26 protein-coding genes are annotated in these 26,039 nt (G+C 65.3%); 6 read left to right on the forward strand and 20 right to left on the reverse strand.

Annotated elements, in window-relative coordinates; all coding sequences use genetic code 11:
- Positions 1-2 precede the first annotated feature (2 nt).
- From HYH07_RS18255 to HYH07_RS18275, 5 genes are all read right to left on the reverse strand, one after another.
- Positions 3-914 carry an amidohydrolase family protein gene (locus tag HYH07_RS18255; protein WP_220003784.1) on the reverse strand — a complete coding sequence of 304 codons (912 nt, stop codon included), beginning with the start codon at positions 912-914 and terminating at the stop codon, positions 3-5.
- A gap of 42 nt (positions 915-956) precedes the next feature.
- The gene (locus HYH07_RS18260) at positions 957-1,514 is read right to left on the reverse strand and encodes a hypothetical protein (RefSeq protein ID WP_220003785.1); all 558 of its coding nucleotides are present in this window, start codon (positions 1,512-1,514) and stop codon (positions 957-959) included.
- A gap of 23 nt (positions 1,515-1,537) precedes the next feature.
- On the reverse strand, positions 1,538-2,968 hold the full coding sequence (locus HYH07_RS18265) for a TolC family outer membrane protein (protein WP_220003786.1): 1,431 nt from the start codon (positions 2,966-2,968) through the stop codon (positions 1,538-1,540).
- 188 nt (positions 2,969-3,156) lie between these two features.
- Positions 3,157-3,936 (reverse strand): enoyl-CoA hydratase, encoded by a 780-nt coding sequence (locus HYH07_RS18270; protein WP_057753019.1) that lies wholly within the window; start codon positions 3,934-3,936, stop codon positions 3,157-3,159.
- A 76-nt stretch (positions 3,937-4,012) separates the two neighbouring features.
- Positions 4,013-4,672, reverse strand: coding sequence for a hypothetical protein (locus HYH07_RS18275; protein WP_220003862.1), 660 nt, complete (start codon positions 4,670-4,672; stop codon positions 4,013-4,015).
- 290 nt (positions 4,673-4,962) lie between these two features.
- On the opposite strand from HYH07_RS18275, the gene HYH07_RS18280 reads away from it, so the two are divergent.
- Positions 4,963-5,508, forward strand: a complete 546-nt coding sequence (locus tag HYH07_RS18280) for a sigma-70 family RNA polymerase sigma factor (RefSeq protein WP_057753021.1) — start codon at positions 4,963-4,965, stop codon at positions 5,506-5,508.
- 2 nt (positions 5,509-5,510) lie between these two features.
- Complete coding sequence (locus tag HYH07_RS18285) at positions 5,511-6,149, forward strand: NrsF family protein (RefSeq protein WP_220003787.1); 639 nt, start codon at positions 5,511-5,513, stop codon at positions 6,147-6,149.
- Here the strand turns inward: HYH07_RS18285 and HYH07_RS18290 are convergent.
- Together HYH07_RS18290 and HYH07_RS18295 are read right to left on the reverse strand one after the other, a co-directional pair.
- Positions 6,146-7,246: a DUF2336 domain-containing protein gene (locus HYH07_RS18290; protein WP_220003788.1), complete on the reverse strand. Its 1,101-nt coding sequence runs from the start codon at positions 7,244-7,246 to the stop codon at positions 6,146-6,148. The two genes, HYH07_RS18285 and HYH07_RS18290, sit on opposite strands and share 4 nt — an antisense overlap.
- 63 nt (positions 7,247-7,309) lie before the next feature.
- Positions 7,310-8,467 carry a GGDEF domain-containing protein gene (locus HYH07_RS18295; RefSeq protein WP_220003789.1) on the reverse strand — a complete coding sequence of 386 codons (1,158 nt, stop codon included), beginning with the start codon at positions 8,465-8,467 and terminating at the stop codon, positions 7,310-7,312.
- Positions 8,468-8,902: 435 nt separating this feature from the next.
- On the opposite strand from HYH07_RS18295, the gene HYH07_RS18300 reads away from it, so the two are divergent.
- From HYH07_RS18300 to HYH07_RS18315, 4 genes are all read left to right on the forward strand, one after another.
- Positions 8,903-9,472 carry a sigma-70 family RNA polymerase sigma factor gene (locus tag HYH07_RS18300; protein ID WP_220003790.1) on the forward strand — a complete coding sequence of 190 codons (570 nt, stop codon included), beginning with the start codon at positions 8,903-8,905 and terminating at the stop codon, positions 9,470-9,472.
- Positions 9,469-10,161 carry a hypothetical protein gene (locus tag HYH07_RS18305; protein ID WP_220003791.1) on the forward strand — a complete coding sequence of 231 codons (693 nt, stop codon included), beginning with the start codon at positions 9,469-9,471 and terminating at the stop codon, positions 10,159-10,161. The genes HYH07_RS18300 and HYH07_RS18305 overlap by 4 nt, the downstream gene beginning before the upstream one ends.
- A 12-nt stretch (positions 10,162-10,173) precedes the next feature.
- Positions 10,174-11,886: a S8 family serine peptidase gene (locus tag HYH07_RS18310; protein WP_220003792.1), complete on the forward strand. Its 1,713-nt coding sequence runs from the start codon at positions 10,174-10,176 to the stop codon at positions 11,884-11,886.
- A 481-nt stretch (positions 11,887-12,367) separates the two neighbouring features.
- Positions 12,368-13,042, forward strand: coding sequence for a TIGR03809 family protein (locus HYH07_RS18315; RefSeq protein WP_220003793.1), 675 nt, complete (start codon positions 12,368-12,370; stop codon positions 13,040-13,042).
- A gap of 120 nt (positions 13,043-13,162) precedes the next feature.
- On the opposite strand, the gene HYH07_RS18320 is transcribed toward HYH07_RS18315, so the two are convergent.
- The 13 genes from HYH07_RS18320 to HYH07_RS18380 all read right to left on the reverse strand — a co-directional run bounded on the left by HYH07_RS18320 (position 13,163) and on the right by HYH07_RS18380 (position 25,696).
- Positions 13,163-14,533, reverse strand: coding sequence for a TIGR03808 family TAT-translocated repetitive protein (locus tag HYH07_RS18320; RefSeq protein ID WP_220003794.1), 1,371 nt, complete (start codon positions 14,531-14,533; stop codon positions 13,163-13,165).
- Positions 14,534-14,756: 223 nt separating this feature from the next.
- Positions 14,757-15,413 (reverse strand): pyroglutamyl-peptidase I, encoded by a 657-nt coding sequence (locus HYH07_RS18325; protein ID WP_220003795.1) that lies wholly within the window; start codon positions 15,411-15,413, stop codon positions 14,757-14,759.
- Positions 15,410-16,399 carry a methylmalonyl Co-A mutase-associated GTPase MeaB gene (gene meaB / locus HYH07_RS18330; protein WP_220003796.1) on the reverse strand — a complete coding sequence of 330 codons (990 nt, stop codon included), beginning with the start codon at positions 16,397-16,399 and terminating at the stop codon, positions 15,410-15,412. The genes HYH07_RS18325 and meaB overlap by 4 nt, the downstream gene beginning before the upstream one ends.
- 42 nt (positions 16,400-16,441) lie before the next feature.
- A complete protein-coding gene (locus HYH07_RS18335) occupies positions 16,442-17,428 on the reverse strand; it encodes a tripartite tricarboxylate transporter substrate binding protein (protein WP_220003797.1) in 987 nt (328 codons plus the stop codon).
- 117 nt (positions 17,429-17,545) lie between these two features.
- Positions 17,546-18,319, reverse strand: coding sequence for an RsiV family protein (locus HYH07_RS18340; RefSeq protein WP_220003863.1), 774 nt, complete (start codon positions 18,317-18,319; stop codon positions 17,546-17,548).
- A 19-nt stretch (positions 18,320-18,338) separates the two neighbouring features.
- Entirely contained in the window at positions 18,339-20,495 is a 2,157-nt protein-coding gene (gene scpA / locus HYH07_RS18345; protein WP_220003798.1) for a methylmalonyl-CoA mutase, read from the reverse strand.
- Between the two features lie 23 nt (positions 20,496-20,518).
- Positions 20,519-20,983, reverse strand: coding sequence for a GFA family protein (locus HYH07_RS18350; protein ID WP_220003799.1), 465 nt, complete (start codon positions 20,981-20,983; stop codon positions 20,519-20,521).
- Positions 20,980-22,851, reverse strand: a complete 1,872-nt coding sequence (locus HYH07_RS18355) for a methylmalonyl-CoA mutase family protein (RefSeq protein ID WP_220003800.1) — start codon at positions 22,849-22,851, stop codon at positions 20,980-20,982. The genes HYH07_RS18350 and HYH07_RS18355 overlap by 4 nt, the downstream gene beginning before the upstream one ends.
- 81 nt (positions 22,852-22,932) lie before the next feature.
- Positions 22,933-23,424: a 2-amino-4-hydroxy-6-hydroxymethyldihydropteridine diphosphokinase gene (gene folK, locus HYH07_RS18360; protein ID WP_220003801.1), complete on the reverse strand. Its 492-nt coding sequence runs from the start codon at positions 23,422-23,424 to the stop codon at positions 22,933-22,935.
- Position 23,425: 1 nt separating this feature from the next.
- Positions 23,426-23,794 carry a dihydroneopterin aldolase gene (gene folB, locus HYH07_RS18365; RefSeq protein ID WP_220003802.1) on the reverse strand — a complete coding sequence of 123 codons (369 nt, stop codon included), beginning with the start codon at positions 23,792-23,794 and terminating at the stop codon, positions 23,426-23,428.
- Positions 23,791-24,651, reverse strand: a complete 861-nt coding sequence (gene folP / locus HYH07_RS18370) for a dihydropteroate synthase (RefSeq protein WP_220003803.1) — start codon at positions 24,649-24,651, stop codon at positions 23,791-23,793. Before folP ends, folB begins: the two co-directional genes overlap by 4 nt.
- 247 nt (positions 24,652-24,898) lie before the next feature.
- Entirely contained in the window at positions 24,899-25,306 is a 408-nt protein-coding gene (locus HYH07_RS18375) for a DUF4332 domain-containing protein (RefSeq protein ID WP_220003804.1), read from the reverse strand.
- 24 nt (positions 25,307-25,330) lie between these two features.
- The gene (locus tag HYH07_RS18380) at positions 25,331-25,696 is read right to left on the reverse strand and encodes a DUF2267 domain-containing protein (protein ID WP_220003805.1); all 366 of its coding nucleotides are present in this window, start codon (positions 25,694-25,696) and stop codon (positions 25,331-25,333) included.
- Positions 25,697-26,039 lie beyond the last annotated feature (343 nt).

The raw sequence follows: 26,039 nt of genomic DNA on the forward strand, positions 1-26,039 counted from the left end.
TCTCAAAAGCCGTAGAGCCGCGCGGGATTGTCGACCAGGATCTTCCTGCGAACGTCCGCATCCGGTGCCCACACTGGAAGCTGGTTGAGCAGCCGGCCGTCGTCGATCTGGTGGAACGGTGCGATGCCGGTGGCCTTGCGCCCCGCCACTTGCGCCGAATCCGGATGCGGCCAGTCGGTGCCCCAGACGATGCGATCCGGGTTCGCAGCGATCAGCGCACGCGCATACGGCGCGATGTCCTGATAATCGGGCGCCAAGTTCGACGAGCGATAGGCGCCCGAGATTTTCACGTAGGCTTTGCCTGACTTGACCAGTGCGACGAGGTCGGCAAAGCCGGGCTGCTCCAACCCGAGCGAGGCCTCGAGCCCACCGAAATGGTCGAAAACCGCAGGCACCGGCGAGGCCAGCACGAGATCCTTGATGGCGGAGATCATCGCCAGCGTGGTGTAGAGCTGCACATGCCAGCCACGTGCCGTCATGCGCTCGGCGGCAGCCGTAAAGCGAGCACGGCCGATATCGGGATTGTTGACGCCATCGGTTGCGAGGTTAATGCGGATGCCGCGAAAACCGTCCGCATGCATCGCGTCCAGTTGAGCTTCGGTGGTGTTGTCGTCGATCACGGCCACGCCGCGCGCGGTGTCGCCGCGCGCCTTCATCCCGAACAGGCTGGAGGAATTGTCGGGGCCGTAGACGCTCGGCGTGACGATCACCACGCGCTCGATGTGCAGCGCCTTGTGCAGCGCCGCCATCTCTTCAGGGCTAGCAGGTCCCGGCGTATAGACGCGCCCCGCGAAGAACGGAAACTTTTCGACGTCGCCATGGATGTGGGTGTGGCAATCGCAGGCATGTGCCGGCACGTCGAAATTGATCGACGTCGCGGGTTGCGCGGCTCGCGCGTAGATCTTGTCGGTCATGGCTGCTCCGGCGTCGCGATAGAAGCGCCGCACGATATCACATCAACCGGGCAGTTCCGCCACGTGGCTGCATAGCTGCTCGACCAGCTCCGCAACGGGCCGCGAACCGTCGACGCGGACGATCGGGCAGGGCAGGCGCGCGAGCCAGGCCTCATGCTTTGCGAGACTGCGGCCCTCGCGATCACCGGCTTCGTAATGCGAGGCCCATTCGACGAACGACTCCGTCTCCTCATGACGCCAGCCGCCCTGCGCGACGGCTTCAGTGCCGAAATGCGCAGCTTCCCGGGCGCGCAGGCGCTGCAACCGAAGGTCGGGCGGTGTGGTCACATAGACCACGAGATCGAACAGCGGCACGAGCTCGTCGCCCCATCCGGTGACGGATCCGCTCAGCACCCAATCGAGACGCGGCAGAAACATCTCGCGCATCAGGCGCAGCCGGTCTGTGGCAGGGCGAGTCGTCCGGTAGGGCGGCACCGTCGGCAGCCAGAAATAATCGTCGCTGTCGTGATGCGGCAGCGCCAGCCGGCCCGCCAGCGCGCGGCCAAGCGTCGTCACGCCGGAGCCCGAAGCTCCCATCAGATGGATGCGGCGGCTCTGCATGGGTGTCGACCGAAGGATTGAGATTACTGTCCCGACGGCGTGCGCAGTCCGTGCCAGGCGTCGCGGACCTGGTGGTAGTGCACCTCGGGCAAATAGTCCGGCGTGTTCAGACTGAGCGTCTTGACGTCGAGATGGCCGACGGCGCTGAGCAGGGTGTAGGAGGCGATGACGCGGTCGCGCAGTGCGCCGATCAGCCGGGCTCTCGCCTGGATCAGATCGGCCTGCGAGTTGAGAACATCGACGGTGGTCCGCTGTCCGCCGGCGGCCTCGCGCTGCACGCCCTGGAGTGCGACGGTTGCCGCCTTCACCTCCGACTCCGAGGCCGAGACCGCGATCTTGGCGCCCTCATTGGCGACCCAGGCGCTGACCGCGGCCGTACGGGCCTGATTGCGGACCTGGTCGAGCACCAGACGGCTCTGGGCCGTAACTTCCTTGGCCTGACGGGTCTGCGATGCCGCCTGGCCGCCGTCATAGATCGGCGCGGTGACGTTGGCGACGATCGAGGCCTGATCCGTGGCGAAGGTGCCGAGCGTCTGGTCGCTGTCGCGGCTTTTGCTGGCGCTGCCCTGGAGCGTGGCGCTGGGCAGCAGCGCGCCTTCGGCGACGCGGATATTGGTCGAGGCGACGTCGACGTCGAAGCTTGCGGCCATTACCGCCGGGTGCTCGTGGATCGCCATCGCGATCGAATCCTCGCGGGTCTTCGGCAGATAGCGATCGACGACCTCGGCGGGACGAAGCGCGGAGGGGGCATTGCCGATCACCTGCGCATAGGTTGCCTGGCTCACCGCCAGCGCAACCTCGGCGGCATTGAGATCGGCAAGGCCGCGATTGAGACGCGCCTCGGCCTGGGCGGTGTCGGTCGGCGTGACGTCGCCGGCGTTGAGGCGGCGCTGGGTGATGGAGAGCGTCTCGCGCAGGAAGGCGACGTTCGAACGCTGTGCCTCCACCAGCGACTGGTTCGCCAGCACATTGGTGTAGGCGGTGACCGCGTCAAGCAGCACGCCCTGGCCGACATTGCGTAGCGCCTCGCGACCCGATTGCACCTGGAGTTCCGCCACACGCACGCTGTTGGCGGTGCGGAAGCCGTTGAACAGGGTCTGCGACACCGTGACCCCGATGGTCCAGGGTTTCAGCGTCGCGGTCTGGATGGTGTTGTTCGGTAGCAAGTTACGCACCGCCTGCAGGCCGGCGCTGAGGCTGGCCACGAGCTGCGGCCGATAGCCGGCCAGTGCCTGCGGCACGTTCTCGTCGGTGGCGCGTTGCCTTGCGCGCTCGGCATTGAGCTGCGGATTGGTCTGGTAGGCCTTGACCAGCGCCTCCGGCAGCGCCTCTGCGGAGGCCGCGGCGGGCAGGGCAGAACAGAGCCCCAGCGTGGCCCATGCCGCCAGGACAGGACCCACGCCCGATCGTTGCCACGTCATCACGCGGCCAGCTCTGGCGGCACGCCCTATCATGTAATCCCGCAAAACCCCGGCTGTCCGCCCCCGCCGACGGCGGTTCTCTTAACTGTTTACCCAGCGCGGGTCTCGCAGGCAAACTGCCGCGGGGGAAACCCCCACGAAATCCGTGCTTGTTGCAGGTGCGTCACAGGGACTGCGGAAAAGGGGATGTAATCTTACACCAGCCTTACCGTCGGTCAGGTTCACCGGTTCTTGTTCACCGGCTTGCGCTTCTCGATGAACGCCGCCATGCCTTCGGAGCGGTCTTCGAGCGCGAAGGTCGAGTGGAACAGATTGCGCTCGACGCTCATGCCTTCCGCGAGCGTGGTCTCGAAGGCGCGGTTGACCGCTTCCTTGGCCATCGCAACGGCAGGGCGCGACATCGAGGCGATCTTCTCCGCCGCCGCAATCGCCTCGTCCATCAGCTTGTCGGCGGGCACAATGCGGCTGACGAGGCCGCTGCGCTCGGCCTCAGCCGCATCCATCATGCGGCCGGTGAGGCAGAGATCCATGGCCTTGGACTTGCCGATCGCACGGGTGAGACGCTGCGTGCCGCCGATGCCGGGGATCGTGCCGAGCGTGATCTCGGGCTGGCCGAACCTGGCGGTGTCGGCAGCGATAATGAAATCGCACATCATCGCAAGCTCGCAGCCGCCGCCCAGCGCATAACCCGCGACGGCGGCAATGGTCGGCTTGCGGCAGCGCGCGATGCGATCGCCGCCGATCGCGGCGAAGTCCTCGGAGAACATGTCGATGAAGCCCTTCGGCTGCATCTCCTTGATGTCGGCGCCGGCGGCAAAGGCCTTCTCGCTGCCGGTCACGACGATGCAGCCGATGGCGTCATCGGCTTCGAGATCGTCGACGGCTGCGGCGATCTCGCGGAAGACGCCGAAGGAGAGCGCGTTGAGCATCTTTGGCCGGTTCAGCTTGATGATGCCGACTGCGCCTTTGCTTTCGACGATGATGTGTTCGAACGTGCTCATGCTCCACCCACGCTTTTGCTGGAGCGGGCAATGTGCCCGCTGGCGCGGATGCCTTCAAGGGGCCGGAACGCGCCAATCAGGCCATGAACATGCGCGCGGCCGAGGCCAATGTCAGCAGCGTGCCAACACCAATGAATATTTTGCCGATCAGGGAGCTCTGGTCCCAGGCCGAGCTCGGCTGGCTGCTCGCCATGACCGGTGCTGGGCGCGGCTGCGCGTCGGTCGCGGCGATCACCGCTTTCTGCGCAGACGGGTTGTCCTGTTGCAGGGCGCGGTCGAGGTCGTTGGGCTGGTCGGGCGGCACGACCAGGTTCTCGGCGGCGGGCGCTGCGTTGTTATCGGCCGCGGCCTGCACATTGTCGTTGGCGCGGCCGGTCATCGCCGAGGCTGCAGCTGCAGGCGGCGTATCGCCGGCAGCGAGCTGCGCGTTGGCGTTGGCGACTTCCGGCGGCATCTGGCTCGAGGCCACGTTATTGTCGACCTTGACCTCGCCAGCCTGCGGCGTTGCGTCCGCGTTGTTGGTCTTGTCAGTCTTGTCGCCGGATTTCTGCGCTGTCTTGCTATCGCTATGGCGGCGAGAGGCGTGGTGCCGCTGCTTGTCCGCATCGGCCTGTTTGCCCGCGCTGTCCGGCTTGGCGCTGGCGGCAGAGCTCGGCGCGGCCTGTGCCGCGCCCGCGGACAGCAAAAATAGCCCGGCCAGAACAATCCATGCCGCGCGCCCGCTGGCTTTCATCATGTTGAGGATCTCCCCAATTCGCCCGTCCCGGGTGCGAACAGAGACCCCGGGGCATGACGACAGCGCGGCAAAAAATGGGAATCTTCGGGCCACAGGGGGCAAAAAGGCGGCAAACTGGCGGGCGCCGCCGCGCACCCGGATGCGAGACGGACCGATCGGTGTTATGAGCCTCCGGTCTTTTCCGGGTGGGGACCGGATTCCCTGGCTGCGCTCTGATCACGACTTCGTGATTTCAGGGTTGGCGATGTAACAAATTGAAAGAGCGGCCGAATTGCCGTGTAGGAGCGCGCGTGCGCGGACGTGAGGACGAATGGACCGACCTGATGCGGTCGGCCATGGCGGGGGATGATGCGGCGTATCATCGCCTGTTGAGAGCGGTCACGCCGGTGCTGCGCGCTGCTGCGAGGCGTGGCCTGGCGCGTGCCGGGCAGCCTCCTGACCAGGCCGAGGATATCGTGCAGGAGATTTTGTTGGCGGTGCATCTGAAGCGGCACACCTGGGACAGCGAAGCCCCCTTCGCCCCCTGGCTGTTCGCGATCGGGCGCAACAAGCTGATCGATGCGCTCAGGCGCCGCGGCCGGCGCGTCTTCGTCAATATCGACGATTTTGCCGAGACGCTGCCCGGCGAGGCGCCGCAGGAGACGGCCTCGGCCGGCGAGGTGACGGCGCAGCTCAACACGCTGCCGCAGCGCCAGCGCGACGTATTGCAGTCGATTGCGGTCGACAGTGCATCGATCAAGGATACCGCGGCGAAATACGCCATGAGCGAAGGTGCGGTGCGGGTCGCGCTGCATCGGGGGCTTGCGGCCCTGACCGCCAAACTACGGGACCATTAGTCATGGATACCGATCAACTCATTCGCACCCTCGCGGCCGACAACACCCACCGCGCCCCGCGCGTCGGCGCGCTGCTGACCACGGGACTGCTGGTCGCGGCGCCGTTCTCGATCCTGATCTTCGCGACTTTCCTGGGCGTGCGGCCGGACGTGATGACAGCGATGCACAACCCGTTCTTCGATGCGAAGTTCGCGGTGACTTTGTCGCTCGCGATTCCCGCCATCATCATCAGCCTGCATCTGTCGCGGCCCGAAGCCCTGATGCGGGGCTGGGGCTGGCTCCTGCTGCTGCCCGTCGGATTGCTTGCGCTGGCGATCGGCAGCGAGGCGATGATGGCGCCGGCGATGCCGATGACGATGCGGCTGGTCGGCAAGAATTCGCGCTGGTGCATGCTCGCGATCCCCGCGATGTCGCTGCCGCTTCTCGCGGGTGCATTGTTCGGCCTGCGCCATGGCGCGCCGTCGCGACCGGCGCAGGCCGGCGCGCTCGCCGGTCTGTTGTCGGCCGGGCTGGCCGCCACGCTCTACGCCTCGCATTGTACCGACGACTCGCCGCTGTTCGTCGCGACCTGGTACACGATCGCGACCGCGGTCGTGACAGCCATCGGCGCCGCCGTCGGATCGCGAGTCCTGAGATATTAAGCCGCGGACGTCACGTTCTGCATGCGGTGGAAGCGCAGCACCTGCTCTGCGGTGGATGAGCGCAGGGCCTCGTAGGTATCGCGCAACGCCAGCATGTCGGTCTGCGAGCTGCCCGAAAGCTTCTCGCGCATGGCGATGATGGCGCGCACGCTCGACCATTGCATGCCGGCGACCTTGGCGAGGATCATCAGGCCTTCGGTGCGGCTTTCGATCATCATGTTCTCGGCGGTCTCGACCGAAATGCCGGCGAGCGCCGCGAGCCCGGCATTGGCCTCGTCGAACTTGCCCTGCTCGGCGAAGGTCGCGACCTGGAACTCGTTGAGGCGGCCGTCCTCGTGCAGCGATTTCACCAGCGCCCGCGCCATTTCGGTCTGCCTCGTCACGGCCGCGGCGCGGACCCGCTGCGCCGCTTGCTGGACCGCGCTCGGCACTTCGCTGGCGAGCTCGGGATGGGCGGCTTCCAGCTTCCTGCGAACGCTCAGGGAAGCCTTGGCGACGAGCTTCAGGTAATGATGCCGCGGCAAATCGGGCCGCCGGCCGATGCAGGTGGCGAGGTCGTCGTCGCGCTCGGCGCGCGTGACGAGATCGGTGAGGCTGCCTTCGGAGAGCTGCGCGCCCGGATTGCTGACGGTCGATTGCACCACGTCTTCGTTGCCGCGGCTCACCAGCACGTCGGTCAGCGCCTCCGACAGCACTCGCCGCAGCGAGATCGCCTTGAGATGGGCCTGGCTCTTGCTGCGCGCGATCTCGATCAGGGTGGTCTCGTCCAGCCGTTCCGACTTCGTCAGGACGGGACCTGCGACTTCCATGACGTCGTCGAGCGCCAGCGTGCGGATGATCTGCGGCGGTGCGGCTGCGATCGGTGCGAGACGGTCGGCGAGCAAGGCTTTGGCCGAGGTCTCGATCTGCTCGATCAGGCACTGGAAGACGTCGTCGAACACGCGGATATGGTCGTGCGAATAGTCCACCGCGTTGCCCACGAACAGGTCAGTAACGCGCCGCAGCGTCTCGACCCGGCGCGCGACGGTGCCGTGCGCGAGCACCGACTGCAATTCCTCGAGCAAATTGGCGGATGATATGACGGTTTTGGATCTCATAGCCCTGTCCTGGAGCGTTCGGTCCGGCGGCGTGTTCTCACGTGCCGGCGACAAATCGATTGGTCAGCCCGTAACAATGCGGTTGCGCCCTTGCGCCTTGGCGGAATAGAGCGCGCTGTCGGCGCGCGCGAGAAACGTGTCGGCAGTATCATTGGCGCGCAGCGTCACGACGCCGGCGGAAATCGTCACGCGCATGCCGGGCGAAAATGCGCTCCAGTCGAGCTCGGCGACGATGCTGCGCAGCCGATCGAGCATGCGCAATGCAGCCTCGCTTGCGGTGCCGGGCAGCAGCAGCAGGAATTCCTCGCCACCATAGCGGCCAAAACGGTCGTCGGGCCGGATGTTGGCGAAGATGGTGATGGCAAAGGTCCGCAGCACCTCGTCGCCGATGGGATGGCCGTGGGCGTCGTTGATGCGCTTGAACCAGTCGAGGTCGATCAGCGCGATGGCGCAGGGAGCGCCCGCCTGCCGCGACTTTTCGATCTCGGCGTCGAGCAGTCCCATGATGCAGCGGCGATTGTAGGAGCCGGTCAGCTCGTCGAGCTCGGCGAGTTCCTCGATGCGCCGATAGGCGGCCTTCAGCTCGATGCTGCGCCGGTACAGGATCTTGCGCAGCGTGGCGCCGAACAGGCCGAGAAAGGCGCACTGGCCGATCACCAGCACGAAGCACAGCATCGAGGCTATCCGCTGCAACCGCGTCGCGACCGGCATGCCGATCGGCAGGTCGGAGGCGAGGAAGACGGCCGCAAGCGCGCAGGTCGCGATTGCCGAGGTCAGCATGGCCTGGACCGAGGTCATGCGCAGCGTGCCGAAGGCGAAGATCAGGAACAGCACGCTGATGAAGGCAATGCCGATCGTCGGCACCGACACCAGGAAGACGAATTGCAGCGCCATATGCGCCGAGATCTGGAAGACCGTGAGATAATGGTCGTGGTGCCTGTCGCCGAAGCCGGCCTCCGACATCACGACGAAGATGCCGATGGTCGTGACGCCGCCGATCCAGAACAACGATGGTACGTTGCTGCGGATGGCGCCGTCATAGGCATAGAGCAGCAGCACCAAGGCGCCGAGCGAATAGCTCGCGACCTGGCCGACATACATCTGCCGGCGCTGCCGCACCCGGCGCGCCAGCACTCCGGGCGCGGCGTCCTCACGCGTGAGGACGAGATCGGCGGCCTCTGCGGCACTCCTCTCAGGAAAGGACGTCGCAGCCGTGTTCATGGTCCCGCCAATGGTGGATGTCAGCCGAAAAAATCTACGTGGCAAGCCTTTAGGTTTGGTATCCTTCTGAGCCGAATCCCAACGCGACCCGCGTGCGTGAGGGCCTCGAGCGGCACGGAATTTGGCGGTCAGTTAGCCATTGCGGCCGATATCGCGGACCAAATCCTGCGCCGTGCGACATAATGTGCACGGGCCGTGATAGAGACGCTCGACCGAGCCAACCGCGCCGGCCCACGGCAAGTCCGCGAGAGAGTGTTTCTGTATTATGTTACCGTCTTGGAGCCAAACGGCCGACCGCCACGGGTGGGACAAGGAAATTGCGCGTATGTGTGGTAGATCACACAAGTCCCCATATGACTGCGGTAGATTGAAGAATTTTACCTCTCCCGTCGAACCGTCCCCCGCATCGACCCGACCAATCTTGCGAGACGTGCCTTGAGCGTGACACAGGCGGCTACGGACGAGATCCTGATCGCCCGGATCGCCCAAGGCGACCGGCTCGCCATGCAGGTGCTGTACGGGCGGCACCATGTCAGGGTGTACAGGTTCGGGCTCAGGCTCGTGCGGGACGAGCAGACGGCGGAAGACCTCATCAGCGAGGTGTTTCTCGACGTCTGGCGTCAGGCCGGCAAGTTCGAGGGCCGGTCCGCCGTTTCCACCTGGCTCTTGGCAATCACCCGATTCAAGGCCCTGTCTGCGCTTCGGCGCAGGAAGGATTTTGAGTTGGACGACGAAGCCGCCAACGCGATCGAGGATTCGTCCGACGATCCGGAAACGGTGGTGCAGAAGAAGGATACCAGTGAGGCGTTGCGGGAGTGTCTGACCGGCCTCTCGCCGGACCATCGGGAAATCGTCGACCTCGTCTACTACCACGAGAAGTCCGTGGAGGAAGTGGCCGAAATCGTCGGGATTCCGGAAAACACGGTAAAGACGCGTTTGTTCTATGCGCGCAAGAAATTGGCCGAACTGCTGAAGGCAGCCGGCGTTGAGCGAGGCTGGCCATGATGGCTTTGAGCAAGAAGATGCTGGAGCAAGAGCCCAGTGAGATCGAGTTGCTGCTGCCGTGGCATGCCGCCGGCACGCTGAACGCGCGCGATGCGCGCCGCGTCGAGGAAGCGCTCGCCAGCGATCCGGAGCTCGCAAAGCAATATGCGGTGATCCGCGGTGAATACGAAGAGACCATTCACCTGAACGAAAGCCTGGGTGCACCGTCGGCGCGCGCGATGCAGAAGCTGTTCGCCGCGATCGACGCCGAGCCGGCGCGCGCGACCAGTTCGCTGCCGCTGTCCGCACGCATCGCCACGTTCTTTGCGAGCCTGTCGCCGCGCACGCTGGCCTGGTCGGCGAGCCTGGGCGCCATCGCATTGCTGCTGCAGGCCGGCATCATCGGGGCTGTCTTGATGAAGACGCAGACCGCGACTTTCCAGACCGCATCGCTCTCGACCGGCGCGCCGATTACGCGCGAGCTCGGGGCGGCTGCGCCTTCGCGGGCGCTGGTGCGCTTCACGCCCGAGGCGCGTGTCGCCGACATCACCGCGCTGCTCGACAGCTATCAGGCCTCGATCATCGGCGATGCCAAAGGCGGCATGTTCCGCCTGCAGTTCGACAAGGCGATGAGCCAGGACGAGCTCGCAGCGCTGCTCGCCAGAATGCAGCGCGAAAAGTTCGTCAACCTCGCCGTGGCGGCGCCTTAAGCGCCTGCACCAATGATGCGCAAATCCGAGAGTAAGTTGCGAGCCGGTGCCTATGCCTCCTCGGCTGGAGCCGCGCTCCTGCTCGCCGCCTGTCTTGGCATCGGAGTGGCCCATGCCCAGGCGATCATGCGCACGCCGACGATCAGCGTTCCCACGCGCGCCCCGACGCTCTCTGTAAATGGCGCGGTCTCCGTAAATGGCGCGGCGAGAGCCGTGGGCGGCGGCGATCATGGTCCGCACATAACGCCGACGGTTCATACCATCGCGCGGATCGCGCCAAGTTCCGTCAATCCCGTGCTGCCCTACGCGCGCTACTCGCCAAATCTCTATCCGGCCTGTTCTAACGCCTATCGCGATGCCGATGGCGAATGCCTCGGCCAGCCGAAGGGGGGCGGCGACGGCTCCGGCAAGACGACCAGGAAGAGCGCCGGCAAGGGGCGTGGCAACGCTACGCCAGTCGCCATCATCTCGCGCAGTTTCGCCAATGAATTCGTGGCCGAGATCGACAGCGCGCTGTCGCCGACAGAGGCCGACGAACTCGCCCGGCGCCACGGCCTGACCCGCCTGTCATCTGAAAACTTCCCGCTGATCGGGGCCACGGTCGGCCTGTTCCGCATCACCGACGGCCGCCCTTACGAGACGGCGCGGCGCGAGTTCGCGGCCGACGCGAGCGTGCGCTCGCTTCAGCCGAACTTCCGCTACGTGTTGCAGGACCAGAGGCCTGCGGTCCCGCCCGAAGGCGATCCGGCGCAATATGCGCTGTCCAAGCTGCGCCTGCCGCAGGCGCACACGCTGGTGCACGGCGCCAATGTCACGATTGCGGTGATCGATTCAGGCATCGATGCAAAGCATCCCGAACTCGCCAATTCCATCGCCGATGTCTTTGACGCACTCGGCAGCAGCGAGGGCGCTCACGTCCATGGCACCGGCATTGCGGGCGCCATCGTGGCCCATGCGAAGCTGATGGGTAGCGCGCCGGAAGCGCGCATCATCGCCATCAGGGCCTTCGGCGGCACCGCCGGCGGTGCGGAGAGCTCGTCCTACATCATCCTGCGCTCGCTCAACTACGCCGCCGAGCACGGCGCCCAGATCGTCAATATGAGCTTTGCCGGTCCCAAGGACGCCGTGATCGAGCGAGCGATCGCGGCGACCGCCGCGCGCGGCCTGGTGCTGATCGCGGCCGCCGGCAATGCCGGCGCCAAATCGCCGCCGCTCTATCCCGCTGCCAATCCCAACGTGATCGCCGTCAGCGCGACCGACCAGCAGGACAAGCTGTTCACCGCATCCAACCGCGGCAATTACATCGCGCTGGCCGCGCCCGGCGTCGACATCTTCCTGCCGGCGCCTGACGGCAAATATCAGATCACGTCGGGCACCTCGTTCTCGGCGGCCTATGTCTCCGGCGTCGCGGCCTTGCTGCTCGAGCGCAATTACACCCTGAAGCCGGAAGCGCTGCGCATGACGCTGGCGAAGACGGCACGCGACCTCGGTTCACCCGGGCGTGATGATCTGTTCGGCGACGGCGAGCCCGATGCGTTTGCCGCGGTCATGGCCGTTCCGGCCGACAGCACGACGCCGGTCGCGGCTGCGTCGGGTACAACTAAACGTGAAGATGCCGAGAAGCGGCGCGATGACCCCAACATCCGCGCGATCGAGCAGCCTTCGCTGTCGAGCGCCGACGATAAATCCACGGTTTCTCAGGCGGATAGGCCGGCGGCACGCTAGCGCCTGCGACATCCTTTCGCGTGGGCCAGAGGTTAAAAAATCGAACACCCGGATTGAACGTTCAGCCTGCTGCCACGACCAAATAATGTGGGAGCGGTCATCCCTCCCCATCAGTCATATCAGGCGCGAGCGCCCATCCACCCCAAGCGCCCATATGGCTCGACCCGTCCGGTTGTCCCCCCGGACGGGTCTTTTCTTTTGGGGCGTCGGGTTTCTTGAGGCGCGATGCGCGATCAGCTTGCGGTTGAGGCCGCGGGCGCGTCGCTGTGATCACTCAGCGACGCTGCACGGAAGGCCCGCCATGCTTGTGCGAAGCTTGACTCCCAAACCGCTGAAAACTCCGCGTGACTACGGTGTTGTGAGACCGGAGCCGTGTCGTTGCTGGACAAGTCAAAACTTTTCCACAAGATATTCCCGTCGCTTCTAGATTGATTCGTGTGCGTTGCGTCGCGTCCGTAGTTTTCTCCTGACGGGCTGATTAATGACTCATCGCCATGACGCTGGCCGAGGCGCGTCCGGCCGTGAAATTGCGGCACGCTGGTGCGCTCTCGCAGAGCAGCGGCTGGAGCATCTCTCTGAAATGTTCGAGACCGGGCGGTGGCGCCGCTACCATTCCGAGCTCGCATTTCTCGAAAACATCCAGGAAGCCAAGCGCGCGGTCCAGACTTGGCGCGCGCTTGCGAATGGCGAGGACGTCGCCGCAGCCGCCGCGAGCGTGACCTCTGCATTCGGTTGGTCGCCGGCGACCATGCCGCGGGTGTTTCCGCGCGAACAGGCCCAGACGGTGCAGCCCAAGATCTTGCAGCCCAAGATCTTGCAGCCCAAGGCCATACACATTGCGCCAGAGAGCTCCATTCCGGTCCGGCTCGAGCCCGAGCCGGCTATCCTCGCTGACATCGTCGAGGCCCCGATTGCACCGCATGCCCCAGTAGCACCTGTCGCTCGCATGGCGCCCGCAGCTCCGCCTGCGCCAGTCGCCCGGGAGGCTACGCTGGTGGATCCGATCGCGCCTGCCGCTCCGTCGATCGCATCGTTCCTGCAGACCTTCACGCCGCCCGCCGACGACATCGTCGCGGCCCCCGAGCGCGTCGTCGAGTTCACCTTCAGCCTCGACGGCATCGAAGCCAAGTACCCGCTGCTGCGGAATACGTTCTGAGATCCGCGTTCCCGAGACGCGCCACGTCCCAATCCGTCATCCTGAGGCGCGAAGCATGGGACGCATCGCGTCCCATGGAGAGCCTCGAAGGATGCACGGCCCGGCTGTCACTGTGCACACTTATTGTCGCACGGCATTGCCGCCTACGACCACCTGGGCAAAGCGCTGCGCGCCGTCCGCGGACAGGTCCGCCGTCACGGCGCGTGCGTGGTCCAGCCCGACCACCGCGCCGCGCGGGGTTTCCGAGATCATGTTGTTGTTGACGAGCGCCGTGCCTGCGCCTGAAACGACGGAGACGCCGATGCCGGCCAGCGCCTTGCGGATCACATTGCCCGTGATCGCGACATCGCGCAGATATTTCCCCCAGCCGGCAACGATGCCGTAGGACGGTGCGTTCTCGATCACGTTGCCTGATACCGACGTGTCGGCCTCGATATAGATGCCTACGCCGGCATCATCGTCAGGCGCGGTGCCGATGGGGCGCTTAGGGATCAAATTGCGGATGATATTGCCTTGAACGACCGCAATACGCCCGCCCTCGTTGAAATTGCAGACGGAGACGCCGACGGCGGCGCCGTCGACCGTGTTGTTGGCAATCACGGCGGCCTCGAACGAAAACTCGGAATAGAGCGCGACCTCGCGCACGTCGCTGACGCTGTTGCCAGATATATGGATATTCGAGGCCGAGTTGCCGCGCACGGCGGAGTAGTCGCAATTCCTGATGCGATTGCCGCGCACGATTACGTTGCCGGCGCGGAAGGCGTTGATGGCATTGCCGAACTGCCCCGAGCCGCCCGGGCCGGCCTTGATGTCCTCGATGCGGTTGTCGGCGACAAGAGTGCCGTCATCGCCGATGGCGGTGCGCAGGATCTCGATGCCGTTGTCGCTGGTGCCGACAATGGTGTTGCGGGACACGCTGAGGCCCCTGGCGTCGAACGAGACCACCGCCGTCACGGCGATGTCAGTCAAGATGTTGCCGGAGATATCGCCCGACACCTGCTCAAGCCAGATGCCGCTGCCGCCGGATGCCGTGATCTCGCAATCGGCGATGCGCACGTCGCGGCCGCCGAGTACATGGATCAGCCCGCGCCGCGCCGGCAGCGGAATGGTCCGGCCATCGAAGGTGATACCGGTGAGGCCGATTGAATCAGAGCCCTCGCTCTGGATCACCGAGGCCCCACCGGTGAAGACAAGCTTCGTCGCGCCGCGCACGCCGATGAGTTGCGCCCCATTCGGCAGCCGTAGAAGGCCCGTGCGATAGATTCCGGGCGGCAGCGCGAGCGGCATCTGCGCCCGCGAAGCTTCGTCGATCGCGCGTTGGAGAACGCGCGTCTGGTCCTCGCTGCTGCCGGGTCGCACGCCATATTGCGTCGCGTCACGGCCGAGCATCGACATCGGCGGCGCCGCGCGCGCGGCATCTGCGGGCATGGCAAGCGCACCGGCAATGCCGGCAGTCGAAGCTCCGATGAGATGACGGCGATTGAGGTCCATGACGCGTCCTTCGGCGGACGCGGGGTGTCCGCGACAGTTAGGTAGCGCAGGGCGGGTGGGGCGGTGAGGATTGTTCGCGGTAGGGTTAAATGTTTACCCCAGCGCAGGTGCCGTAGGGTGGGTTAGTCTGGCGGCTGCGCGAAGCGCAGTCCGTCAGGCGTAACCCACCACGGTCTCTATCCGCGGGGGACAGAAGAGGTGGATTACGCTTCGCTAATCCACCCTACGAGAGCGGTGTGTTCCGTGCCTTCCTTGCCAACGCTACCGTCTCCATCAGCATCGCTTCTCCCGCATCTACCAGCTCCTCCAGCGTAATCCGCGGAGCGCCCTTGCGCCGCACGGCGCCGCTGCGGGCAAGCAGCGGAATGTGGATGAACGCGGCAAGCTTCGGCGCGCCAGCTCTGACCTTCTCGATCGCGCGCCAGCTCAAGTAGTTGCAGAGATAGGCGCCGGCATCGCGCGAGGGCCGCGCATCGATGCCGGTGAGGCGCGCGGCACGCAGCAGTCTTGCGGTATGCGGGCCGAAATTCATCGCATCGGCATGGCCGGCAATGCCGCGCTTGCTGGAGCGGGTGTTGGCGGCGTCGGGCCACAGCATGGTGACGGCGTTGCGCGCGCGGCTCTCGATGCGCAGGTAAGGCGTACGCGCCGCGAGCCCGAACATCAGCATCGCATCCGGCTTCACCTTTGCCAGCACGTCAGGCAATTGCCGGTCGACCGCGGCATAGGTCACCGGAAAGATGTGGCGCGACAGCTCGACATCATCGAGCGCGGGACGCCGCAGCTGCGCCAGCCGCGCCACCAGCAGCTGGGTCGGATTATGCGGCGCGCCGGGAAACGGGCCGAAGCCCGTGAGGAGAACGCGGAGCTTGTCGCTCATTGCAGCAACTCCAGAATCTGTTCGGCGGCGAGTGCCGGCGTGAGGTGGCCGTCGGCGACCTCGGATTCGATCTTCTTCACCCTGGCGCGCACCGACGCCTCGCTACGCAGCCGCGACAGCATGCGCTGCTCCAGCATCGACCACATCCATTTCACCTGCTGATCGCGCCGCCGCGCCGCGAATTCACCTGACGCATTCATCGCCTTGCGGTGATCCAGAACCTTCTGCCAGAGCTCGGCGATGCCGGTGCCGGCCAGCGCCGAATAGGTGATGACAGGCGGATGCCAATGCTCGGACCGCGGGCTGAGGATATGCAGCGCGCCACGATAGTCGGCGGCGGTGACGTTGGCGCGCTTGAGATTGTCGCCGTCGGCCTTGTTGATCGCGATCATGTCGGCGAGCTCGACCAGGCCCTTCTTGATGCCCTGCAGTTCGTCGCCGCCGCCCGGCAGCATCAGCGCGAGGAAGAAATCGGTCATGTCGCAGACCGCGGTCTCGGACTGGCCAATGCCGACGGTCTCGACCAGCACGACGTCGAAACCGGCGGCCTCGCACAGCAGCATGGCCTCGCGTGTCTTTGCCGCGACGCCGCCGAGCGTGCCCGAGGACGGCGAGGGGCGGATGAAGGCATCGCTGGACGCCGACAGCCGCGCCATCCGCGTCTTGTCGCCGAGGATCGAGCCGCCGCTGCGGGCCGAGGATGGATCGACCGCGAGCACGGCGACCTTGTTGCCCTGCTCGATCAGATAGGTCCCGAGCGCATCGATGGTGGTGGATTTGCCGACGCCGGGCGAGCCGGTGATGCCGACGCGAACCGCCTTGCCGGTGTCGGGCAACAGCATCTGCACCAGTTCGCGCGCCTGCGCCTGATGGTCGCTGCGCCGGCTCTCCACCAGCGTGATGGCGCGCGCGAGCGCTGCGCGATGACCGGCGCGGAGGTCGCGGGCGAGGGCGGTGATATCGAGCGAAGACTTCTTCTCAACCATGCCCTGCTTTACAACGGAGGAAGCAGGCAGGCGAGAGCCCCCTCAGGCCTTGGTAAAGCCGGCGGCCCTCATGGCTCGGCCCATCTGGCTGTCAGTCTCATCCATGAAGGTTTTGAAATCGCTTGCATCCCGCCACACGGCGCCAAAGCCGCGCCTGGTCATGAAGTCTTTGAATGCGGAAGAATCGTACACCGTCTTCAAAGCTGCGGTCAGCCTGGTCGCGATCTCCGGAGACAGGCCCCTGGGACCACCGATGCCGCGCCATGAGCTGGTGGAATAGTCGGCGCCGAGCGCCTCCTTCAGCGTTGGGACGTCAGGAAAGCTCGGGTTGCGCGCGGGCGCCATGATCGCGAGGCTCCGGGCCTGGCCGGCCTCGATGGTCGCATGTGCCTCCGGCACCGAGCAGGTGGTGAGATCGACGCTGCCCGCGACGAGGTCCTGCATGGCCGGTGCTGCACCATTCGACGCCGACCACGTGACCTGATTCGCCGGCAACCCCATCGCCTGCATCCAGCCGACCAGCGCGAGATGCCAGATGCCGCCTTGTCCGGTGCCCGATGCCTTGAACCGTCCCGGTGGCGCCAACCTGATGGCGTCCACGAGCTCCTTGACTGTCCTGTATGGCGAGGAGGCGGCAACCTGGATGCCTGGCGGATCTTCGTTCATCAGCGCCAGCGGCATGAAGCTCCGCGGCGTCAGATGCGTCATGGCCTGCCAATGCAGCATCGCGATTTCCACGGTCAGCATGCCGATGGTGTAGCCATCCGGCGGCGCCGTTGCGATCTCGGCATGGCCGACGAGCCCGGACCCGCCGGTACGGTTCACGACATGGAAAGGTTGGCCGAGCTCCTTCTCGAGAAGCGTCGCGATGAAGCGTGCGGTCGCATCCGTGCCGCCGCCCGCCCCCCAGGGCACGATCACGGTGACCGGCCGCGCCGGGTAGGCTTGCGCGCGCGCAGGCGAGAGGAGCGCGGATGTGGCTGCGGCTACTGAAGAGGCCGCGAAAACGCGGCGCGTAATTCCTGGCATTGATGTTCCCGGCATCGCCCTCGGGAATCGGGCTCGCGTCATCGCATCATGCTACGCAGCTTTGCGCGGATGTCGCAAGCGGCAGCCCCGTGTCGCCGTGCGCAACGGGTTCCGTTGCTATTGTTGTTCGTCAGCGTCGGCCTTCGGCCGTGCGCCGCCGAAGATGCGTGCGCCTTCCGCCGTGAGATAGGGCTTCAACGTCTCCCACGGAACGAAGGCGACATATGGGCCCTCGGCGTAGGGGCCGACGGCATAGGGCGGATAGTGGAAGGTCAGGCCGGAACTCTTGCCTGTCTCCGTCGATGGCGCCAGCGTCACGGCGCCGATCTTGAGCAGGCTCGGCTCAAGGCCCTTGAACCATTCCTCGGTCGCGGTCTCGCCGCTGTCGCGCTTCTTCTTCTCGATCTTCAGCGAGGCGATCACGGCTTTCACCATCGCCTTCATGGTCGCGCCGTTGTCGGCGGTTTCGATGAAGAACGGGCGGATCGAGATGCGCTTGTTCTCGGATTTGTCCCACAGGATCGTATTCACGTCCGAATTGGGATGGGCGCCATGGGTGTCCATGTAGTCGTCGCGCAGGATGCTGACGTAGCGATCGGCCACCACAGAGCGGATCGAATATTTGCGTTCGAAGTCCCAGCCGCCGTCCTTGAAGAATTGCTGGTCCTGCTTGCGCGAGGCGGCAGCGTCGCCTGCGTTCTTGTCGAGCCACTTCTTGCCTTCGGCCAGGCAATCGGTTGCGAGCGGCGCGTCGGCCTTGATCTTGTCGTCGAGGAAGACGCGTGCGTCGATGCTCCTGTTCTTGACGGCAGCATCGGGCTTGGGATCGGCGGCGAGGGCGGAAAACGCACATGTTGCGCTCAGCGCCAGGGCGACGCTCAAACCGGTCATGAACTTCAAGGATGCGCTCCTACTCCGCCGCCTCGCTATGCCCGAGCCGGGCGTTGAGCTTGCGGATCAGCTCCTCGGCCGCCTCTGCGATCACGGTGCCCGGCGGGAAGATCGCCTCGGCGCCGGCCGCATAGAGCGCCTCGTAGTCCTGCGGCGGCACCACGCCGCCGACGATGATCATGATGTCCTCTCGGCCCTGCTTCTTCAGCGCGGCCTTGAGTTCAGGCACGGCAGTGAGGTGAGCGGCTGCGAGCGAGGAGACGCCAAGGATGTGGACGTCATTCTCGACCGCCTGCCGTGCGGCCTCGTCGGCGGTGGCAAACAGCGGTCCGATGTCGACGTCGAAGCCGATATCGGCAAAGGCAGACGCTATCACCTTCTGGCCGCGGTCGTGCCCGTCCTGGCCGATCTTGGCGACGAGGATGCGCGGGCGGCGGCCTTCGGCCTCCTCGAAGGCGTCGATCAGCGCCTGAACCTTCTCGACCTGATTGCCCATGCTGGACGCCTCCCGCTTGTAGACGCCGGTGATCGATTTGATCTCGGCGCGGTGCCGGCCGAACACCTTTTCCATCGCCTCCGAAATCTCGCCGACGGTCGCCTTGGCCCGCGCGGCATCAATGGCGAGCGCGAGCAGATTGCCGTTGCCTTCGCCGGCCGAGCGCGTGATCGCGGCAAGCGCGGCGTCGACGTCCTTCTGGTTGCGCTCGGATTTCAGCCGCGTCAGCTTGTCGATCTGGAGCCGGCGCACGTTGGTGTTGTCGACCTTCAAAATCTCGATCGGCGCCTCGTCGGCCGGCTTGTACTTGTTGACGCCGATCACCGCCTGCTTGCCGGCATCGATGCGGGCTTGCGTCTTGGCGGAGGCTTCCTCGATGCGCAGCTTGGGCACGCCGGCCTCGATCGCCTTGGCCATGCCGCCGAGCTCCTCGACCTCCTGGATGTGGCCCCACGCTTTCGCCGCGAGGTCACGGGTCAGGCGCTCGACATAGTAGGAGCCGCCCCAGGGATCGATGATGCGGGTGGTGCCGCTCTCCTGCTGCAGGAAGAGCTGGGTGTTGCGGGCGATGCGCGCCGAGAAATCGGTCGGCAGCGCCAAGGCCTCATCGAGCGCATTGGTGTGCAGAGACTGGGTGTGGCCTTGGGTGGCCGCCATCGCCTCGACGGTGGTGCGCATCACGTTGTTGAAGACATCCTGCGCGGTCAGCGACCAGCCTGATGTTTGCGAATGCGTCCGCAGCGACAGCGAGCGCGGGTCCTTCGGATTGAAGGGCTTCAAGAGCTTCGCCCAGAGCAGGCGCGCGGCGCGCAGCTTGGCCACCTCCATGAAGAAGTTCATGCCGATCGCCCAGAAGAACGACAGCCGCGGCGCGAAACGGTCGACGTCGAGACCGGCGGCAAGCCCCGCGCGTAAATATTCGACGCCGTCGGCGAGCGTATAGGCAAGCTCGAGGTCCTGCGTCGCGCCGGCCTCCTGCATGTGATAGCCGGAAATGGAAATAGAGTTGTACTTCGGCATTTTCTGCGAGGTGTACGCAAAAATGTCCGAGATGATCCGCATCGAGGGCGCGGGCGGATAGATGTAGGTGTTGCGCACCATGAACTCTTTCAGAATGTCGTTCTGAATGGTGCCTGAGAGTTTTTCCGGCGGAACGCCCTGTTCCTCGGCGGCCGCGACATAGAGCGCGAGGATCGGCAGCACCGCGCCGTTCATGGTCATCGACACGCTCATCTGGTCGAGCGGAATGCCTGCGAACAGCGTGCGCATATCGTAGATGGAATCGATGGCAACGCCGGCCATGCCGACGTCGCCGCCGACGCGCGGATGATCTGAGTCATAGCCACGATGGGTGGCGAGATCGAAGGCCACCGAGAGGCCCTTCTGCCCGGCTGCGAGATTGCGGCGGTAGAACGCGTTGGAATCCTCCGCCGTGGAGAAGCCGGCATATTGCCTGATCGTCCAGGGCTGGTTGACATACATGGTCGGGTAGGGGCCGCGCAGGAACGGCGCGATGCCCGGATAGGTCTCGAGGAAGTCGAGCCCGGCGAGATCGGCCTCGCCATAAACGGTCTTTACCAGGATGCCCTCCGGCGTCAGCCACGGCTCGGCGCTGCCTGATGGCGCGGCAGCAGCGGTTCGCTCGAACGCGATATCGGCGAAATTGGGAATGCGGCTCATGGCTTCAACCATATCATCGGCGTTCAATCATGATCCGGATGCTGATGGCTGACGATGGTCGCCATCTTCTCCGGCCCGTAATTCTGCTGAGTGGTCTGGCTCGGCAGGTTGGAGATTCCGACGACCCAGCCGAGGCGGGACTCGGTTCCGTATTGTCGGGTCGGCACCAGCCGGTCAGGCCGGTCGAACGCGCCGGTCATGATCTCGATGCGCGGACCATCGATGCGACGGAAGCTCAGCGGCGTGCCGCAGGCCGCACAAAAGTCGCGCATCGCGATCGTGGAGGATTGGAACGCGGCCGGCGTGCCCTTGGTCCAGGCGAAGTCCGTGCGGTTGATGTCGGCAAAGGAAGCAAACGGCGCGCCGCTCGCCTTCTGGCACATCCGGCAGTGACAGATCGACACCTTGTTGGGTGTTGCCGAAATCGCAAAGCGCACCGCGCCGCATTGGCAGCCGCCGGTCAGAACGGGTTTGCTTGCGTCGGTCATGCCAGCTCCATCAGAACATAAGCGTCTTGCAGCGTCGCAAGCGCATCGCTCCCGGCAAATACGAACCCCGTGACACCGGCCGCGCGCAAGGTCGCCTCCGCCTCGGCCGGACGGCCTGCCAGATAGATATGTCGCGCGCCCGCCGATTGCAGGGCCTTTGCCGCGGCTTCGGCGCGTTCCGCATAGACCTTGTCGCTCGAACAAAGGCAGGCGAGCGCCGCGCCCGAAGCCCCGAAGGCCGCAGCGAGCTTGGCCGGATCGGCAAAACCTTCGCTATCGATGGCCTGGATACCGCCCGCCTCGAAGAAGCTTTTTGCGAATGTCGCACGTGCCGTAAAGTCGGCGGGGGTGCCGAGATTGGCCAGGAATACGCTGGGCCGCGATCCGCGCGCCTTCAACGCCGCGTCGGATTTGTCGCGCAGCGCCTCGAACGGCTGCGCCAGTCGGATCGGCGGCAGGGGGTCGAACTTGTATTTCTGCTCGCCGTAGGGCGCGAGCACGATGGGCGCCGCCTTCAGCACGGCCGTCTCGCTTTCATGCAGGTTCGGAAACTCGCTGGCGCCGGTCAGCACGTCGCGGCGCCTGGCGATGTTGGCCTCGCGCGCCTTGCGCGTTGCCGCGACCTTGCCCTGGAACAGGCCCTGCTGAAGTGCGGCAAAGGCGCCGCCGGCCTTCTCGCTCTCCTGAAACAGCGCCCAGGCGGCCTCGCAGAGCTGCGCCGTGAGTGTCTCGATGCCGCCGGATCCGGCCGCGGGATCGCTGACCTTGGCGAGGTTGCTTTCTTCGAGCAGCAGAAGCTGGGTATTGCGTGCGACGCGCCGCGCGAACGGATCGGGCAGCCCGAGTGCCAGCGTATGCGGCAACACCGTGATCGCATTGGCGCCGGCGAGCCCGGCTGCGAACGTCGCGATGGTCGCGCGCAGCATGTTCACATAGGGGTCGCGCTGCGTCAGCATGCGCCAGGCCGTATCGGCGGCAATGAACAGCGGCTTCGGCGTCAGGCCGCAGGCGGCCTCGACGCGCGCCCAGAGCAGTCGCAGCGCGCGGAACTTCGCCATGGTCAGGAACTGGTCGGCATCCGCGGTGAGCCGCGCGTAGACCATGCCTTGCGCCTGCTCCAGCGGGACGCCGGCCCCTTCAATCGCGCGCAGATAGGCTAATCCGCAGGCGAGCACGAAGGCCAGCTCCTGGACCTCGGAGCCGCCGGCATCATGGATCACGCGGCCATCAGCGGATGCAAATGGTCCCTTGAAGCCGATCGCTGCGAGGCCCTTGATGCCGCCGGTGACGGCAGGAGTGATCTGTTCCCATGTGTAAGGGCTGTGACCCCACACTGCGCAGGCCGCAAGCGGATCGAGCCCGAAGCGGATGTCGCAGGCGGCGGGATCGATGCCGTTGCTCTTCACATATTCCGCGACATGGATCGCAGCCATCCGCGATTCCGGGCCGACCTGAAGCTCGAGGCCGATGCCGGCGTCGAGGTGAATGTCTTTCAGCGCCTCCGCTACCGCCTCGGCCGAAGGTTCCAGGCCGAAGCCGTGACTGCCATTGCCGCTGGCGAACACCAGCGAGAGGCCCGTGGCGCCGTTCTCCAGATCGGTCAGTGCCTGCGCGTTTGCTGCAAGCGCATCGGGATGATCGATCCGCTGCATGATCTGCCAGGGCGCGGCCGCCGGCCGCCCCGCCACCGGCGCTGCCCCCCTCGCGCGCGGATAAAGCGGCTCGATCTTGAGGCCGTCATAGGTCTTGCCGACTAGCTTCTCGAACGGCGCGCCCTTCAGCACGCCGTCGACCAGCTTGCGCCAGTCCGCGTCCGTCGCCTTGGGAAAATCGGCGGCCAGCGGCAGATCGTCAGTCACGGAGGTCATACGGACAAGGGCTCCCGAACATCTCGACATGCGCAGGCGAATTTGCCACGGCGGCCCGCTCCTGCAAACGGTCGATTTTGGTTAACCGGTATCCGGAAGCTGCTCAATGCCTTGCGTCGAGACGCTGGCGAGGGCATGACGCACACGAATGCCCGAGATCACGCGCTCCGGTGCGATCTCGGCCAGCGGCACCAGCACGAAAGCGCGCTCGAACAGGTGCGGATGCGGCAGGGTCAGGTCGGGCTTGTTCATCGACACATCGTCATAGGCGATCATGTCGAGATCGAGCGTGCGCGGGCCCCAGCGCCGATCCTGGTCCCGCGTACGACCGAATTTCTGCTCGACTTTCTGCATCACGAACAGCAGCGCGTGCGGATCGAGACCGGTCTCGATCTCGACGCAGGCATTGACGAAGGGATCCTGGTTCTCGTCGCCCCAGGGCGGCGTCGCATAGTCCGAAGAGCGGGCGATCACCGTGGCCTGCGCCATGCCGCAGATATGGGCGATCGCCTTTTTGAATGTCGTGCGGACATCGCCGACATTGCCGCCGAGCGCGATCAGCACGCTTGCCATATCAAGGATGCCGCGAGCGCGTCAGCATGACGCCGACATCGTCGAAGATCGCCGCGATCGGCGCATGTGGCTTGTGCACGGTGATCTTCACCGCGCGGATGCGCGGAAAGTGCGACAGGATGGCATCGGCGACCGCACCGGCCGCGCGTTCCAGCAACTTGTAATTGGTGTTCTTGAACGCCGCCGTCGTCGTCGCCACCACGTCGGCATAGGAGACGGTATCGACCAGACGGTCGCTGCGCGAAGGCTCCGACAAATCGGTGTAGAGCTCGAGGTCGATGACAAAACGCTGACCGACTTCGGTTTCGTGATCCAGCACGCCGTGGCGCGCATGGATAGACAGGCCGGTGACGAAGATCGTATCGGTCATAGCTTGCTCTCGATTGCGTTGGCGACCCGCAGGGCCTGCAAGGTCTCGGCGACGTCATGGGTCCGGATGATCTTCGCCCCCTTCTGCGCGGCAATCAGATGTGCGGCGATCGAGCCGGCCAGCCGCTCTTTCGGCTCCGACGGCGACACCGAGGCGATGAAACGCTTGCGCGAGGCTCCGACCAGGATCGGCAGACCGAACATCTCGAGCTCGCGCAAGCGCGCCAGCGCGATCATGCTTTGCTCGGCGGTCTTGCCGAAGCCGATGCCGGGATCGAGCACGATCTTGTCCCGCGCGATGCCGGCCTTCGCGGCAATGTCCAGCGAGCGCATGAAGAACGCCTTCATATCAGCGACGATGTCGATGGCGGAATCGGCGCTCTCGCGGTTGTGCATGACGATGACAGGGACGCCTCTCGCGGCCAGCAGCGGCGCCATGCCGGCGTCGCGCTGCAGGCCCCAGACGTCGTTGGCGATGGCGACACCCTGGTCGAGCGCAAAGGCGACAACCTCCGCCTTCATGCTGTCGATCGAAACGGGCACGCCGAGTGCAACGATGTCTGCCAGCACCGGCTTCAGCCGGGCCAGCTCGTCCGCGGCCGTCACCGGCTGCGCACCCTTGTAGGGCCGGGTGGATTCGGCGCCGATATCGATGATGTCGACGCCATCGGCTATCATTGCCCGCGCCCGCGCCCGCGCCTGATCCGGCGCGATGAAATCGCCGCCATCGGAGAAGGAGTCGGGCGTCACGTTGAGCACGCCCATCACCGCCGGCAGCGGCCGGCCCACGAGCGTCCGCAGCACATCTGGCCCGGCCGAGCCGGCCGGCGGGACGGATGGGGAGGGCGAGGCATTCATGCGCGTGGCTTTGCGCGGTCGGGCAGGGGGAGTCAAGACGGGATTGGAGAGCAGCGCGCGCTGCTTTTTGACCGTCACCCTGAGGTGGCCGCTTCTTCAGCGGCCCTCGAAGGGCGACGGCCCGGCTGTCTCCGCCTAGCGGCAGCATGGCCGTGCATCCTTCGAGGCTCCCGGCGCGATGCCTCGCATCGCGCCACTCGCGCCTCAGGATGACGGGGAGAGTGTGTTGGTTAGTACGTAAGGGGGGCTAATACGTGATCTTCGGCGGCAGCTTCCTGGCCTTGGCGATGATGTCGCCGACCGACTTCTCGGTAGGCAGGATGCGGACAAGCTTCTTGCGGTCGTTGGCTTCGCGCATGCTTTGCGCCAATCTTGCCGGATTCCGATAGGCGAGCTCGCGCACCGTGGTGACACCGGCGGCGCGGACCAGTCCCACCTTGGCCCGGCCCATGCCGGGAATACGCATGTAGTCGGAGACGTTGGCCCACTCCAGCAGCAGCTGCTCGCTGATGCCGGTCTTGGCTGAGAGCGCCTTGCGGCCCTTGGCGGTGCTCGCGGCTTCCAGCAGTGCGTCGGTGGTGCGGATACCCTGCGCCTTCAACTTGTTGGCGGCAAAGGCAGGCAGGCCCTCAATCTCGGAGATCGGATATGTCATGATACTCGGTATGAAAAGCGTCGCTCAGGCGAACTGGCTGAGGCCCGGCGTCCCCGCGATGATCTTGCCCATCTGATCCGCTCCGATTTTGTCTCGGCCGAAGCGGAAAAGTTCACGGGCAATGGTCTGGATGTCGGACATGCCAAGCCCGAGGCCCATCAGGCGCGTGCCGACCGCCATCAGGCCGCCGCCCATCAGCCGCGACAGCCCGCCGCTGCTCCTGGACGCCTCGATCGCCCCTTCCGCACCAGGAATCTGGTCGATCAGGGCCTGCACGCTGTCGGAAGGACCTTCACTGCGGAGGAATCCCAGAATAATGCCGACGGTCTTTTCAGCGACAGCACTATCTATGCTGGCGTTTGTCGCCAGTCGTCCGATCAGCTCGTCCATATTGACCCGCCCCTCAGCCGGTTCACATGCCGGAGATTATTTTCGAAAAGTGATCTTGAGCCCGTGCGATGTGAAATACAAGCAATGAACGCATGCAACACTCTCGAAGACAGGAGAAGTGTTGCAGCAATGCAAGAGCGGAGACGAAATTCACGAGAAATCGCCGCGGTTCGATGCGCGCGTCCGACTTTTGGCGCCTGCCGCGCGCGGAGTCTCCGACGATGTCGCATGTCGACGGCGCCCTGAAAGGTTTCAATCGGCGTGCGACATGCGTTAAACTGCGGAACTGGCGGGTTCGAGTTTTCGATACGCGAAACCAACGATAGAACCGACAATAGAGAGT

The organism is Bradyrhizobium sp. BR 10261, from assembly GCF_019455395.1.
GTDB classification, from domain to species: domain Bacteria; phylum Pseudomonadota; class Alphaproteobacteria; order Rhizobiales; family Xanthobacteraceae; genus Bradyrhizobium; species Bradyrhizobium manausense.

Coding starts and splice junctions, on each gene's coding strand:
- HYH07_RS18255 (WP_220003784.1), bottom strand. CDS start 914: ATGACCGACAAGATCTACGCGCGAGCCGCGCAACCCGCGACGTCGATC.
- HYH07_RS18260 (WP_220003785.1), bottom strand. CDS start 1,514: ATGCAGAGCCGCCGCATCCATCTGATGGGAGCTTCGGGCTCCGGCGTG.
- HYH07_RS18265 (WP_220003786.1), bottom strand. CDS start 2,968: ATGATAGGGCGTGCCGCCAGAGCTGGCCGCGTGATGACGTGGCAACGA.
- HYH07_RS18270 (WP_057753019.1), bottom strand. CDS start 3,936: ATGAGCACGTTCGAACACATCATCGTCGAAAGCAAAGGCGCAGTCGGC.
- HYH07_RS18275 (WP_220003862.1), bottom strand. CDS start 4,672: ATGATGAAAGCCAGCGGGCGCGCGGCATGGATTGTTCTGGCCGGGCTA.
- HYH07_RS18285 (WP_220003787.1), top strand. CDS start 5,511: ATGGATACCGATCAACTCATTCGCACCCTCGCGGCCGACAACACCCAC.
- HYH07_RS18290 (WP_220003788.1), bottom strand. CDS start 7,246: ATGAGATCCAAAACCGTCATATCATCCGCCAATTTGCTCGAGGAATTG.
- HYH07_RS18295 (WP_220003789.1), bottom strand. CDS start 8,467: ATGAACACGGCTGCGACGTCCTTTCCTGAGAGGAGTGCCGCAGAGGCC.
- HYH07_RS18305 (WP_220003791.1), top strand. CDS start 9,469: ATGATGGCTTTGAGCAAGAAGATGCTGGAGCAAGAGCCCAGTGAGATC.
- HYH07_RS18310 (WP_220003792.1), top strand. CDS start 10,174: ATGATGCGCAAATCCGAGAGTAAGTTGCGAGCCGGTGCCTATGCCTCC.
- HYH07_RS18315 (WP_220003793.1), top strand. CDS start 12,368: ATGACTCATCGCCATGACGCTGGCCGAGGCGCGTCCGGCCGTGAAATT.
- HYH07_RS18320 (WP_220003794.1), bottom strand. CDS start 14,533: ATGGACCTCAATCGCCGTCATCTCATCGGAGCTTCGACTGCCGGCATT.
- HYH07_RS18325 (WP_220003795.1), bottom strand. CDS start 15,413: ATGAGCGACAAGCTCCGCGTTCTCCTCACGGGCTTCGGCCCGTTTCCC.
- meaB (WP_220003796.1), bottom strand. CDS start 16,399: ATGGTTGAGAAGAAGTCTTCGCTCGATATCACCGCCCTCGCCCGCGAC.
- HYH07_RS18335 (WP_220003797.1), bottom strand. CDS start 17,428: ATGCCAGGAATTACGCGCCGCGTTTTCGCGGCCTCTTCAGTAGCCGCA.
- HYH07_RS18340 (WP_220003863.1), bottom strand. CDS start 18,319: ATGACCGGTTTGAGCGTCGCCCTGGCGCTGAGCGCAACATGTGCGTTT.
- scpA (WP_220003798.1), bottom strand. CDS start 20,495: ATGAGCCGCATTCCCAATTTCGCCGATATCGCGTTCGAGCGAACCGCT.
- HYH07_RS18350 (WP_220003799.1), bottom strand. CDS start 20,983: ATGACCGACGCAAGCAAACCCGTTCTGACCGGCGGCTGCCAATGCGGC.
- HYH07_RS18355 (WP_220003800.1), bottom strand. CDS start 22,851: ATGACCTCCGTGACTGACGATCTGCCGCTGGCCGCCGATTTTCCCAAG.
- folK (WP_220003801.1), bottom strand. CDS start 23,424: ATGGCAAGCGTGCTGATCGCGCTCGGCGGCAATGTCGGCGATGTCCGC.
- folB (WP_220003802.1), bottom strand. CDS start 23,794: ATGACCGATACGATCTTCGTCACCGGCCTGTCTATCCATGCGCGCCAC.
- folP (WP_220003803.1), bottom strand. CDS start 24,651: ATGAATGCCTCGCCCTCCCCATCCGTCCCGCCGGCCGGCTCGGCCGGG.
- HYH07_RS18375 (WP_220003804.1), bottom strand. CDS start 25,306: ATGACATATCCGATCTCCGAGATTGAGGGCCTGCCTGCCTTTGCCGCC.
- HYH07_RS18380 (WP_220003805.1), bottom strand. CDS start 25,696: ATGGACGAGCTGATCGGACGACTGGCGACAAACGCCAGCATAGATAGT.